Here is a 12,719-nt window from a genome sequence, read left to right as displayed (position 1 = left end):
CGGACGGTTCGCGGTCGCGACTACAGCAGTCCTTCCTCTTTCGCGAGCAGCAGCCCTTCGATGGTCGCGTCGTTGGCGGGCGACTCCCGGGCCCGATCCAGCGCCTCGTCGATCGGGACCGGTCGCACGTCGAGGAACTCGTTGTCGTCGTAGCTCGGTTCGACGGGTTCGAGTCCTTCGGCGAAGACGATCCCGCGCTTGTGCCGGAGCACGCCCGTCGCCGTCCAAAACGTCTCCAGCAGCGCGGTCCCCGAGGGATCGAAGCCGGCTTCCTCACGGAGTTCGCGCGCGCCAGCGGTCGTGAACGACTCGCCGTTCTCGACGATTCCCGCGGGGAGTTCCAGACAGTGCTCGCCGATGGCCGGGCGGTACTGCTCGACCATCACGACGGTGTCGTCGGTCACGGGCACGACGACTGCGGCGGGCGGCAACTCCGCCCAGTAGTAGCGCTTTCGCGAGCCGTCGGGCTGCTCGACGAGGTCGTAGCCGCCGGTGTACCAGCCGGTTTCGTACTCGATTTCCGATTCGATGACCGGCCAGTCGTGCGTGTCGTTGCTCATGGTCGTTGTGTCACGTTCAGGCGGTAAAACGTCACGTTCTCGCCACCGGTCGCGTTCGCCCGGACGTAGACCGCGTCGCCGTCGGTCGCGCCGGGATAGTTCGAGCGGAGCGCGTTCAACTCGTCGAACGGTGAGTGGGTGAACGCTCCCTTGATCCCGACGGGCCCGCGCCAGTACGGTTCGGAATACCCCGTCCCGTTTGTCGCGTCGGCCAGCGCGGCTGTGGTGTATTCGTAGCGGCGCTCCGAGAGGTTCGCCGCTTCGACTGCCGCGGCACGCTGGTCCGCCGTCAACTCGTCCGCATCGGCGTGTGTCGCCGTGAGGTAGTAGGGGTCGCCGCTCTTGAGCAGTCCCGGCAGCGCGCCGAGCGCCAGCAGGAGGACGACTACTACGAGGACCCCGAGCAGGAAGTTCCGGGCGATCGGTCGCACGTCACTCCCCCCGCAGGGCGTCCCGGTAGACCTCGCCGAACGCTTGCCGACGGAGCGTCCCGACGGCCGCCTCGCGCTCGGTCTGGAACGTCGCGGCCACGACCGTCTCCGCGAAGGGGGCCGCGTGCCAGGCGACCCGTTCGACGTTCTCGCTGCCGATCTCCCGGACCTCGTAGTCGGGACGGTCCGCGCGCCACGCGTCGAACTCCTCGCGCGTGCCGACCGTCACGGCGAGCGATTCCGCGAACAGGACCTCCCGGGCAGTCTCGACCACCTCGCTGGTGACGCGCTCGCGATACGTCGTGCGGTCGAGTTCCATGGCTTTCGCGACCTCTCTGACGACCACCTGTGCGGTCGAGCCGAGCGCCTCGTAGCGTTCGCGCGCCGCGTCGAGCGTCTCCGGCGCGAACCGCCCCTCGCGTTCCATGTCTCTCCGTCCGGGCCACAGCGTCTAGTCCGTTTCGCCTCCTGATGGGTACTGGAGCTAGTCTCTTTCGTCGTCCTCGGTCTGCCGGGTCAGTTCTCGCGCTCGCGCGAGTATTTCCCGTGCCTCGTCGTCGAGCGAGTCGCTGTCGAGCGCGTGCTGGCCGGCATCCGGGCGTCGAGAGACGCCTTCACCGGCCCTGACTTCGGAATCACGCACCTCGTCGATCGGGTGGTCGATGGACTCGACCGCATCGACATCGCGCAGCCGCGCCGCGAGCCCCTCCGGATCGTCCCCGCCCCAGTCCGGCACGTGCTCGTCGAGCCACGATTCGTGGTCGCCCCCGCGGATGACGGCCGTGAACGCCAGGTGATCCGCCAGATGCACGGCGTCGGCCTGGACTTCCTCGCACACTGGACAGCGATACGCCATATCCGATCAGTGGAACGGGCCAGTGATACGACTATTGGCTCGTCGTACTCCCGTCACGCTCGAAGGCGTGATAGTACAGGATGCCCAGCGCCGCCCGGCCGTCGCGCAGCTCGCCCTCGCGGACGGCAGCGAGGAGGTCCCCGAACGCCGTCGTCGTCACGTCGATCGTCTCGTCGTGATCGAGATCCCGCTGGGCAGTGGGCGCACACTCCTCGGCGAGGAAGTAGTGAAAGACCGTGTCGGCGAAGCCGTTGGCGGGTTCGACGGTCGTGAGGTGTTCGACCCGTCCAGCCTCGTAGCCCGTCTCCTCGGCGAGTTCGCGCTCGACTGCCGCCGCGGGCTCGTCGTCGTCGGGTTCGATACCGCCGGCGGGCAGTCCGTAGTTGACCCGCTGGACCGGCTCGCGCCACTCCTCGATGACGACGACCTCGCCGTCGGTCGTGAACGGGAGGACGACGACGCTCTCGCCCTCGGCCACGTAATCGAAGTCCGTCTCGGCCCCGTCCGGCAGTCGGACGGTCTCGTTGATCACGTCGAACCCCGGGCAAGTGTAGACGGTCTCGGCTTCGAGTCGCTCCCAGGAGAGATCGGAATCGGCCATGGGCGTACTGATTGCCGTGGAAACAAACCCGTTGTGGGTCGCGCGACCTCTCGACGGAGGGCGGCCCGAACCCGGGAGCGTTTTGACCCGGCGCCCGCAATCCGACGCTATGGACGAGGAGATCCGCGAACGCGTCGAGGAGGCCGCCGAAATCGACGCGCTGTTCAACGCCCTCAAACACGACAGCGACGCACAGGTCGGAGCGATCATGGGTCCGCTGATGGGTGACAACCCCGAGTTCCGCGAGTACGGTGACGAAATCGCGGGCGTCGTCGCGCCCGTCGCCCAGCGGGTCAACGACATGGACGCCGCCGAGAAACGCGACCGGCTCGAAGAACTCGCGCCCGGGCGTCTCGAGGAACTCGAAAGCGACGACGAGGAGGACGAGCACGCGCTTCCCGACCTTCCCAACGCCGACGACTACGACGAGGTCCGGATGCGCGCCGCCCCGAATCCCAACGGCCCCTGGCACCTCGGCCACGCCCGGATGCCCGCCGTCATCGGCACCTACAAGGAGCGCTACGACGGTTCCTTCATCGTTCGCTTCGACGACACCGACCCCGAGACCAAGCGACCGGACCTTGCCGCGTACGACGCGATCCTCGAGGACATCGACTACCTGGGCTTCGATCCTGACGAGGTCTTGCGGGCCAGCGACCGCCTGGAGACCTACTACGACCACGCCCGAGAGCTGATCGAGCAGGACGGTGCCTACACCTGCACGTGCCCACAGGAGGAGTTCTCCGATCTCAAGAACAGCGGCGAGGCCTGTCCGCACCGCGAGAAAGACCCCGAACAGACCCGCGAGGAGTTCGAGGCGATGATCGACGGCGAGTACGAGTCGGGCGAGATCACCCTGCGCGTGAAGACCGACATCACTCACAAGAACCCCGCGCTGCGGGACTGGGTGGCCTTCCGGATGATCGACACCCCACATCCCCGCGAGGAAGCCAGTGAGTATCGGTGCTGGCCCATGCTGGATTTCCAGAGCGGGATCGACGACCACCTCACGGGCGTCACACACATCATCCGCGGGATCGACCTGCAGGACTCGGCGAAGCGCCAGCAGTTCGTCTACGATTACTTCGGCTGGGACTATCCCGAGGTGATCCACTGGGGGCACGTCCAGGTCGACGCCTACGACGTTTCGATGAGTACCTCGACGATCAAGGAGAAAATCGATGCGGGCGAACTCGACGGCTGGGAGGATCCGCGCGCCCCGACGCTGAAGAGTCTCAGACGCCGCGGGATCAGGGGCGAGGCGATCGTCGACGCGATGGTCGAACTCGGCACCTCGACCAGCAACGTCGATCTGTCGATGTCCGCGATCTACGCGAACAACCGCGAGTTGATCGACGACGAGGCCGATCGAGCCTTCTTCGTCCGCGATTCTCACGCGGGCGACGACGAGATCGGGCCGGCCGTCGAGAAGCCGGTCGTCGGCGGCCCCGATGCCGGTCAGCCGCCGGTCCATCCCAACGAGGATCGCGGTCGACGCCGGATTCCCGTCGAGGACGCAGTGCTGGTCGAGGCCGAGGACGTCCCCGCCGAGGGCGAGCGGGTCTGGTTGAAAGGCTACGGTTGCGTGCGATATACCGGTGACGCGTTCGAGTACACCGACGACGACATCGAGGTCGTCCGGGAGGGCGACGTCGAGGTGATTCACTGGGTGCCCGCCGAGAGTGCGATTCCGACGCGCCTGCGGACGATGGAGGGCGACGTGACCGGCCACGCAGAGCCCGGACTCGCCGATTACGAGCCCGACGACATGCTGCAGTTCGTCCGGGTCGGATTCGTCCGGGTCGATATGCTCCCGGAGGCAGACGACGAACTGGTGGCGTACTTCGCTCATCCCTGACACGACTCGGACGTGCCATCGAGGTGCGGTCAGGACACCGACGCGTAATTCCGGTCAACCGCCGCCAGGATGCCGACGCGCGGTCTCGTCCGCGCGTCCGGGGAGGAACGGGGCGCGGTAGCGGTGCGGCCGCGGTTAGCGGAAGCGGTGCGGCCGCGATGCGGTTCGTCGCGGCTACGGCGGCCGCGACTGCGGAAAGCGTCGGCGTAACCCGGGCGGATGCCGCGCAGATCGGCGCGGCACCGCAAGGCGGGCCTGGTGGACATGAAAAGGGCGAGGCGGGTGCGCCAGCACCCGCCGAGGGCTTTCAGGAGAAAGCCTTTCGGGTGCGGAAATCGTACGTGCAGATACAATGAGTGGCGACCCAAGCGACGACGAACTCGAGAAGCTTCGCCAGGAGAAAATGGAGCAGTTGCGCGACCAGGCCGAAGGCGGTGGCGGCGAGGGCGAGGCCCGACAGGCGGCACAGGAGCAAGCCGAGGCCCAGCGCAAGGCCTTGCTGCGCCAGCACCTCACCGACGGGGCGCGAAAGCGGCTGAACACGGTCAAGATGTCCAAACCGGAGATCGCCGAGCAGGTCGAACAGCAGATCGTCGCGCTGGCACAGAGCGGCCGACTGGGCGGCGAACAGATCGACGAGGACCAGATGCGGGATCTGCTCAAGGAACTCACGCCCGACTCGAAGAGCTTCAACATCCGCCACCGGTGAGATGGACGCAGCCGTCTGTTTTAGCGGTGGCAAGGACTCGTCGCTGGCGGCGTTACTCCTCGATCCGTTCTACGACGTGACGCTCGTCTGTGCGACCGCTGGCCTCGCCGACAGCGCCGTCCACGCGCGAGAAGCGGCCGGGGATCTCGGCTTCCCCTTCGAACGGGTCGAACTCGAGGAGTCCGTCGTCCGCGAGGCGACCGAACAGGTCGTCGCCGACGGGTTCCCGCGCAACGGGATCCAGGCGATCCACGAGCACGTGCTCGAAGAAGTCGCTGGGCTCGATTACGACGCCGTCGCCGACGGCACACGACGGGACGATCGCGTGCCGACGATCCCGCGTGCGTTCGCCCAGAGCCTGGAAGACCGCCACGGGGTCGACTACCTCTCGCCGCTGACTGGATTCGGCCGCGGGGCCGTCGATCGGCTCGTCGAAACGCACCTCGATGTGGAGTCCGGGCCGAGCGAGCAGCTTCCGAAAGGCGACTACGAGGCGGAGATCCGGGCGGTCATCGCCGAGGAGTACGGCCCGGAAACCGTCAGCGAGTGTTTTCCCGAGCATACACAGACGCGGGTTCGCGGCCGGCGATGATCTCGCGAGCACAGACCTCGCGACTGCGGAACGGTCGTCTCACGATCGTGGTCGGAGAAGTGGAAAGGTGTAAGTCACCGTAGCCGGAACTAGCGCGCAAATGGCCACGGACGTCAAACCAACCCGGAAGAACCTCATGGCGATCGAGGACCGGATCGAACTCTCCGAGCGAGGCCACGACACCCTTGAGAAGAAGCGCGACGGCCTCATCATGGAGTTTATGGACATCCTGGATCAGGCACAGGACGTCCGATCGGAGCTAGAGGATACCTACGACAGGGCCCAGCAACGGCTGGACATGGCGCGGGCGATGGACGGCGACGTCGCCGTTCGCGGGGCGGCAGCAGCCCTGAAGGAACACCCCGAGATCACGACCCAGTCGAAGAACATCATGGGCGTCGTCGTCCCCCAGATCGAATCGACGCGCGTGCGTAAGAGCCTCGATCAGCGCGGCTACGGCGTGCTCGGGACGTCCAGCCGGATCGACGCCGCGGCCGAGGCCTACGAGGAACTGCTCGAACAGATCATCCTCGCTGCGGAAGTCGAGACCGCGATGAAGGAACTGCTCGACGAGATCGAAACCACCAAGCGCCGCGTCAACGCCCTGGAGTTCAAGCTGCTGCCCGAACTCCACTCGAACAAGGAGTACATCGAGCAGAAACTCGAAGAGCAGGAACGCGAAGAGATCTTCCGAATGAAAAAGATCAAAGACAAGAAAGAGGCCCAGGAACGAGCCGAGCGTGAAGCCGCCGAAGCCGAATCTGTCTCTGCTGACGACTGAACTGCCCCTGCTGACGACTGAACTGCCCCTACTGACGGCCGACCGATCGCGGCCGACGGTCGATCACTGTTTTGCGAGCGCGTCGACCAGTACGCGACAGTACTCGGGGATGTCGGCGACGACACGACCCCAGATCAGATTGCCGTCGCGGAACGCCGGCTCGTCGACCCAGGTCGCCCCGGCGTTTTCCAGGTCGTCTTTGATGCCGCGCGACCCCGTCGCGTCCGACCCCTCGACGATGCCCGCGGAGATGCCGACCAGCCCGGCGTGACAGATCATCCCGACGATCTTGTGATCCTCGTAGACCCCGCGGACGAGCTCGAGTACGGACTCGTCTCTGCGGATCTTGTCGGGTGCCCAGCCGCCGGGGATGAGGACCGCGTCCACCTCGTCCGGATCGACGTCCGCGGCCGCGAGATCGGTCTCGGCGGTGAGCCCGCCGCTCTTGCTCGTGTACTCGACGCCGGCGTCCGTCCCGACGACGTCGATCTGTGCACCCTCTTCTTGCATGCGCATGTACACGGCCCAGAATTCCAGATCCTCGTATCCGGGGCCGACTAACATGGCAATTCGTTTGTCTTCAAGTTGCATGTTCGATCACCGCTGGTCGCACGTGCCTGGCGGTCCCGCTGTTCCCGACCGTCAGACTTGATCCCAGCTCCATCTCGACGTACGCAGGGTTCGTGGATAATCTTTTGTGGTGTTCCGCACCTGTCGTGGGCTTGCACGATCGGGGAGTGATACCGCCGGAGAAGGTGACTTCACAGGAATTCGGCACCCGCGTGTCGAATATCTGTCCGAACTATAGCCGGCAGTCTGAAATGCACGCGCCGTCAGCACCGGATATGGACTGTCCAGAGTGTGGCTCGCCGGTCGTCGCGTTCGAGGTACCCGAGCAGTTCCGGGAGCTGTTACCCGGCGACGAATCCGGGGTCGGCGTCTGTACGCACTGTCTGGCGCTTCATCCCGTCAGTGAGCCGCCAGCGACCGATCCCGACGTACAGCGGATCAGCGACGCGTTCCCGTCGAACCCCGACGCGGGCGTTCCGATGGCACTGGCGATCGGGTTGCTCGATCAGTTCGCTCTCTACCGCTCGGAGATCGCAACGCTGTTCGAGGCGGTCGAGCGCGCCGGAGCCGACCCGATGCTCGTCGTCGACCGGCTCGCGTCCGATCCGGCCGTCGACAGTCACGTCGACCTCGAGGGCCGCAGACGCCAGCTCGAACAGCTGCTGTGACGTTCTACCGGGCAATTCTGAGACCCCCACGAAGGTGGCAAATCTTATAACAACATACGTTGTCAATTGCAGTTATGTTGGATAGGCCACGCCAACTGGCCGCGCGTGTCGGCCAGATTGGGGTGGGGATCTACAGACGCGTCGTTCCCGGGGTCGTCCGGACGAATTACGCAGCGAAATTCGGCATCGTGATCCTGTTCATCGGCTTGCTCGTCGCGATCGTGGGGATCGGGGCGACGTCCGTCATGGCCGATCAGGTCGAGCAGAGCGTCGATCGGGACTTCGAATCGACTGCGACTGCCGACGCGCAGGCGCTCGACAACTGGCTCGAAAGCAGTGCCATCGAGATGCGGACACTCGAGCGAAACCTGCCCGAAGCGAACGCAAGCGACGACGAGATCAACGACTTTCTCAGCACCTATCGGACCGACGTGTCTGATCGATCGGCACTGACGCTGGTGCACGTGGTCGATCCCGAGACCAACACTATCGAACACTCCTCTCGGGCCGTGAAGGTCGGCGACACCTTCGAAGAGGGGGAGGTCGGCTGGACGCTCGATCCTGACTTCGAGATCGGCGGGATCGGCGTGTCCCAACTGTACGTCGCCGAGGGCGAGTACCACGCCGTCGCGTTCACGAACGAACTCGACGACGGCCGGCTGCTCGTCTCCGTCTACGACATCGAGTCAGTGAGCGACCAGATTCTATCCGGGGGATCCGACGCCGAGATGGACGACTCGTACGCGATGATCGTCGACAGCCGCGATACGATCGTGATGTACGACACCCCACAGGCCGAGGCCGTCGGCCAGCAGTATCCGAGCGACAGCCCCGTTCTCGATCGCGTCCGGGAACTGGAAGCGCGAAGCGTGAGCGAGTCGACGACTGTCGACTCGGAACACGTACCCGAGGGGGGGTTCGCCCCGAAGAAAGAACATCTGGTTGGTTTCGCCCCGTCGGGAGAGCGAAACGCCCCCGACTTCGGCAGCGACTGGGTCGTCGTCGTCCACGCCCCGACCGATCAGGCGTACGGGCTCGTCTCCGACGTCCAGCAGGGCGTGTATCTCTTTACTGGGCTCGCACTGATCGGTCTGCTGGTCGTCGGCGGCGTGTTCGGTCGAAACACGGTCGCTGCGATCGATCGTCTCTCGGCGAAGGCGAGCGCAGTCGAACAGGGCGAGTTCGAGGTCGAGATCGATTCCCGCCGCCAGGACGAGATCGGGCAGCTGTTCGATTCCATCGCAACGATGCGAGACTCGCTGGTCGGCAAGGTCGAGGACGCAGAGCAGGCGAAATCGGACGCTGAATCGGCCCGGCAGCGCGCGGAGACAGCACAGACCGAGGCCGAGCAGGCCCGCGAGCAAGCCGAACAGCTCGCACGGCAGTTACAGCAGCGCGCCGAAGAATACGAGCGAGTCATGCAGGCGTGTGCCGACGGCGATCTGGGCCAACGGCTGCCGACAGACGCCGACAACGAGGCGATGCGCTCGATCGCGAAATCGTTCAACACGATGCTCGAACAGTGGGCGTCGACGATCGTGGAGATCCAGTCGTTCGCGGACGCCGTCGACACGCGCAGTCAGCAGGCAAATCAGGACATCCGGAACATCCGGGACGCGAGCGACGAGATTACGGACACGACGCAGGCGATCCAGCAGGGCGCCGACGAGCAGCAGCGCCACGTCACGGACGTCGCCGACGAGACGACGCAGCTGTCGGCGACGATCGAGGAGGTCGCCGCCACGGCCGACCAGGTGGCCGAAAACGCCCGCCAGACCGAAAGCGCGAGCGAACAGGGGCAGCAAGCCGCCGGCGAGGCACTCGAAGAGCTCGCGGAGATCCAGGAGCAGAGTCGGGTCGCCGTCGACGCGATCGAGCAACTCAACGACGGCATGGCGCAGATCGGGGAGATCGTCGAGTTCATCACCGACGTCGCAGAACAGACCAACATGCTCGCGCTCAACGCCAACATCGAAGCGGCACGCGCGGGAACCGGCGAGAACGGCGACGGGTTCGCCGTCGTCGCGGACGAGGTCAAGAGTCTCGCCGAAGAAACGCAGGACGCCGTCGAGGAGATCAGCGACGTGATCGAAGACGTCCAGCGGCGCAGCGACGAGACGGTCGCCGAGATCCACGAGATGCGCGAGCGTATCTCAGAGGGCAGCGAGACCGTCGAGCAGGCCCTCCGGGCGTTCGACGACATCGCCGATCGGGCCGAGGACACGAACGCCGGCGTCCAGGAGATCAAAAACGCGACCGACGACCAGTCACGCGCGACACAGGAGGTCGCCGAGATGGTCGATCGCGTGGCCGACCTCACGGACGAGACGGTCGACGACATCGAACGCGTGGCCGCGTCGACACAGACGCAGTCAGCCGCCATCGCGGACGCCGTCGATCGCGTCGAGGACCTCTCTCAGCAAGCCGGCAACCTCCGACAGGAACTCGAACGGTTCGACGTCGAGGGGACGGCGGCTCTCGAGGCGCCGGACCGACCGGCACTCACCAGTGACGGGGGAGAGAACGAAGACGCGAGCTGATATTGTCCGCAGGAACATCTTGATTCGGGACTCCTGTGTGTCGAATCTTCTGACGAACGCACAGCCGGCCGTCTGAGAACGCCGGCTACGAAACGTCACCACGGAGCGGCGAACGGCTTCGAGACGTCACGGTGGCAGTGTGACTCTCCCCTGGTGATACCAATTATGTTTGGGACAGTGTATTTTCCGATCAATCCACAAACGACAAATTGGGTGCTCGACCCACCCATCCCGTCGGCTCGCCGCGAACGTCGTCGCACTGACGTTGCGGGTGTCCCCCCATCCCCTAATCGAACGGCTGTTCGCGGCGGACCGATCTCGTGCCGGTTCAGCACGCACCACCCCTCCGGGATCACACGCCGGTCGAGTAACGTAGAATGCCAGCGACGCCGCCGAAGGCCGTCAGCAGTTGCTCGCCCTTTTCGAAGTCAGTCGAGACGAAGACCGTCTCGGTGCCGCGCTGGTCGGCCAATTCCATCAGGTGCTCGATGGCGTCTTCGCGTTCGGCTTCTTCGGCCGGAACCTCCTCACCGCAGGTCGAGCAGGTGTGTGCGTCGGTCTTCGCGGTGGCGTCGACCAGTTCGTAGTCGGTATGGCCGTTGGGACACTCGTAGGTGATGGCGTCCTTGCGGAGATCCTCGCTGATGAGCAACTGCTCGACGGCCCCCATGTTGAGGTTCTGCCTGGTCTGATTGAACCCGTAGGTCGCCTTCTCGCCGTCGTGAAGTTGCTTGAAAAACTCCTCCATGACCTCCTTGTCCTGGAGGATCTCGTGTTCGGCCAGCACGTCCTCGGCGGCGTCGACCAGGTCGTACAGTCCCGACTCGTCGGTGTAGGCGACGTCGAACTTCCCCAGCACCATGTCCTGGAGTTCGTGGTGGAGGTAATCGCCGTCGAGGAACTCGTCTTTGGTCGGCGAGGGACCGCCGACGAGCACTCCGTCCATGTCGTGGCGCTCGGGGACGAACAGGTCGTTCGCCATCTCCGCGACCTCCTGATAGAAGTTGTCGATCGCTTCGAGTCGGAGTCGGGCGAACCGCTGGGCGGACTGGCCACCTTTGCGCTGTTTGCCCGGTACCAGCGAGGAGGCCGACTTGACGGGCTCGACGCGTTTGCCCTTGAGCCAGCCGACGTTGGCCTCGCGGCGGTCGAGGACGACCAGCCCGAACAGCCCCTTGTCCAGCAGCATGTTCTCCAGGGGCTCGGTGAAAAACTCCGCGTCGCAGTGATAGCGGAACGACTCGATGGGGTCGGGCGGACTCTCCAGCACGCGGGTGATCATATCCGTTCGACCGCCGCCGGTGTCGATCGCGCCGGAGAAGATGACGAGCCCGTTCTCGGGTGGATAGGTGTCGTAATACCGAAGTCGATCCTTGATGGATTTCAGCGCGTCCTGGACGTTCGTTCGGGTTTCCTTCGATTTGATGTTGCTCGCTTCGCTGTGCTCTTGGGTGACGTGGGCAACGACGTCGCTGATCTGCTTGTCCTCGGGGATGTAGATCGTGACCAGCTGGGTGCCCGACCCGCGGTACTCCTGGAGTTCTTCGATGACCTTCTGGAACTCGTATTTCTGCCGGTCGGTTTGCTCGGCTTCCTGTTCACTCATTGGCGACTACTAGTCCGATGAGGGGTAAGTATGCTTTGACCGCACTTCGCACCCAAACCTCATCGTCTGCTGACATCGGACGGACGGCTTTATATGGGTGGCACCCGCTGTTCCCAAACAGGCCAAATGACGGGACACGTCTTTACCATTGCTGGCGGCAAGGGCGGTGTCGGGAAGACGACGACTGCCGTCAACGTCGGCGTCGCGATGGAAGACGCCGGCTACGACGTGGTTATCGTCGACGCCGACCTCGGGATGGCGAACCTCGCGGCTATGCTTGGAGTCGACCACGAGACCAGCCTGCACGAGGTGCTTGCCGAGCGCGCGGCGATCAGCGACACGCTCACCGAGGGGCCCGGTGGCGTCACGCTCGTCCCCGGCGAACAGAGCCTCGAGGCGTTTGCAGACGCCGATCCCGCGAAACTCCGGAAAGTCATCAAGACGCTGGCGAACGCCTACGACGTCGTCTTGATCGATACGGGCGCAGGATTGAGCCACGAGGCGACGGTGCCGCTGGGGCTGGCGGACAGTGTCTTGCTCGTAACCACGCCGGACAGCGTCGCGATCGGCGACGCTGGCAAGACCGCACAGCTCGCACAGCGAGTCGACGGCGAGGTCATCGGGACGATTCTGACCCGTGCCGAGGAGCAATCCGAGATCGACGAGGTCGAGCGCGAGGTCGAGTTTCCCCTGCTGGCGGTCATCCCGGAAGATTCGGAAGCGACGACCAACGAACCGCTCGTGTTGAACTTCCCGGACAGCGCTGCTGCCCACGCCTACCGACATCTCTCGACGGCGCTGGAACGCGTGCTCAAGGGCGAAGCCGTCGAGACGATCGTCGAAGAAGAGACGGAGTGGTTCCCCTCCGGAGACGAGGAGGAAACCAGCGACGACGACGAAGACAGCAGCGGCGGCGTTCTCGGTCTCTTCGGCGGCTAACCCCAGTC

Annotated in this window: 14 protein-coding genes; 7 read left to right on the top strand and 7 right to left on the bottom strand. The window is 65.0% G+C overall.

From position 1 onward, the window contains the following. Positions 1-20 precede the first annotated feature (20 nt). The 5 genes from OB916_RS14400 to OB916_RS14380 are packed head-to-tail and all read right to left on the bottom strand — an operon-like array spanning position 21 to position 2,448. Entirely contained in the window at positions 21-560 is a 540-nt protein-coding gene (locus OB916_RS14400) for an NUDIX hydrolase (protein ID WP_315909994.1), read from the bottom strand. Continuing rightward, the gene (locus tag OB916_RS14395; RefSeq protein ID WP_315909993.1) at positions 557-991 is read right to left on the bottom strand and encodes a hypothetical protein; all 435 of its coding nucleotides are present in this window, start codon (positions 989-991) and stop codon (positions 557-559) included. Before OB916_RS14395 ends, OB916_RS14400 begins: the two co-directional genes overlap by 4 nt. A gap of 1 nt (position 992) precedes the next feature. Next, entirely contained in the window at positions 993-1,418 is a 426-nt protein-coding gene (locus tag OB916_RS14390; RefSeq protein ID WP_315909992.1) for a DUF5809 family protein, read from the bottom strand. 57 nt (positions 1,419-1,475) lie between these two features. Beyond that, a complete protein-coding gene (locus tag OB916_RS14385; RefSeq protein ID WP_315909991.1) occupies positions 1,476-1,847 on the bottom strand; it encodes a DUF5810 domain-containing protein in 372 nt (123 codons plus the stop codon). Between the two features lie 31 nt (positions 1,848-1,878). Then, on the bottom strand, positions 1,879-2,448 hold the full coding sequence (locus tag OB916_RS14380) for an NUDIX hydrolase (RefSeq protein WP_315909990.1): 570 nt from the start codon (positions 2,446-2,448) through the stop codon (positions 1,879-1,881). Between the two features lie 109 nt (positions 2,449-2,557). On the opposite strand from OB916_RS14380, the gene OB916_RS14375 reads away from it, so the two are divergent. The 4 genes from OB916_RS14375 to OB916_RS14360 all read left to right on the top strand — a co-directional run bounded on the left by OB916_RS14375 (position 2,558) and on the right by OB916_RS14360 (position 6,388). Continuing rightward, on the top strand, positions 2,558-4,306 hold the full coding sequence (locus tag OB916_RS14375) for a glutamate--tRNA ligase (protein WP_315909989.1): 1,749 nt from the start codon (positions 2,558-2,560) through the stop codon (positions 4,304-4,306). Between the two features lie 352 nt (positions 4,307-4,658). Then, positions 4,659-5,015, top strand: a complete 357-nt coding sequence (locus OB916_RS14370) for a DNA-binding protein (RefSeq protein WP_315909988.1) — start codon at positions 4,659-4,661, stop codon at positions 5,013-5,015. 1 nt (position 5,016) lies between these two features. Continuing rightward, a complete protein-coding gene (locus OB916_RS14365) occupies positions 5,017-5,607 on the top strand; it encodes a DUF7411 family protein (RefSeq protein WP_315909987.1) in 591 nt (196 codons plus the stop codon). A gap of 100 nt (positions 5,608-5,707) precedes the next feature. After that, the gene (locus OB916_RS14360) at positions 5,708-6,388 is read left to right on the top strand and encodes a V-type ATP synthase subunit D (RefSeq protein WP_315909986.1); all 681 of its coding nucleotides are present in this window, start codon (positions 5,708-5,710) and stop codon (positions 6,386-6,388) included. A gap of 63 nt (positions 6,389-6,451) precedes the next feature. Here the strand turns inward: OB916_RS14360 and OB916_RS14355 are convergent, their stop codons facing one another. Then, on the bottom strand, positions 6,452-6,979 hold the full coding sequence (locus OB916_RS14355) for a type 1 glutamine amidotransferase domain-containing protein (protein ID WP_315909985.1): 528 nt from the start codon (positions 6,977-6,979) through the stop codon (positions 6,452-6,454). Between the two features lie 254 nt (positions 6,980-7,233). Between OB916_RS14355 and OB916_RS14350 the strand changes: the two genes are divergently transcribed. Together OB916_RS14350 and OB916_RS14345 are read left to right on the top strand one after the other, a co-directional pair. Beyond that, a complete protein-coding gene (locus tag OB916_RS14350; protein ID WP_315909984.1) occupies positions 7,234-7,626 on the top strand; it encodes a DUF6276 family protein in 393 nt (130 codons plus the stop codon). Between the two features lie 74 nt (positions 7,627-7,700). Next, positions 7,701-10,166 carry a methyl-accepting chemotaxis protein gene (locus OB916_RS14345; protein WP_315909983.1) on the top strand — a complete coding sequence of 822 codons (2,466 nt, stop codon included), beginning with the start codon at positions 7,701-7,703 and terminating at the stop codon, positions 10,164-10,166. 352 nt (positions 10,167-10,518) lie between these two features. Here the strand turns inward: OB916_RS14345 and prf1 are convergent, their stop codons facing one another. Then, positions 10,519-11,772 carry a peptide chain release factor aRF-1 gene (gene prf1, locus OB916_RS14340; protein ID WP_315909982.1) on the bottom strand — a complete coding sequence of 418 codons (1,254 nt, stop codon included), beginning with the start codon at positions 11,770-11,772 and terminating at the stop codon, positions 10,519-10,521. A gap of 126 nt (positions 11,773-11,898) precedes the next feature. On the opposite strand from prf1, the gene OB916_RS14335 reads away from it, so the two are divergent. Next, positions 11,899-12,711 (top strand): MinD/ParA family ATP-binding protein, encoded by an 813-nt coding sequence (locus tag OB916_RS14335; RefSeq protein WP_315909981.1) that lies wholly within the window; start codon positions 11,899-11,901, stop codon positions 12,709-12,711. The last annotated feature ends 8 nt before the right edge of the window (positions 12,712-12,719 follow it).

This window comes from Halapricum hydrolyticum (genome assembly GCF_025517535.1).
GTDB lineage: Archaea > Halobacteriota > Halobacteria > Halobacteriales > Haloarculaceae > Halapricum > Halapricum hydrolyticum.
Note: the sequence above shows the minus strand (reverse complement) of the source record. Positions and strands in the feature narration are given on the sequence as shown.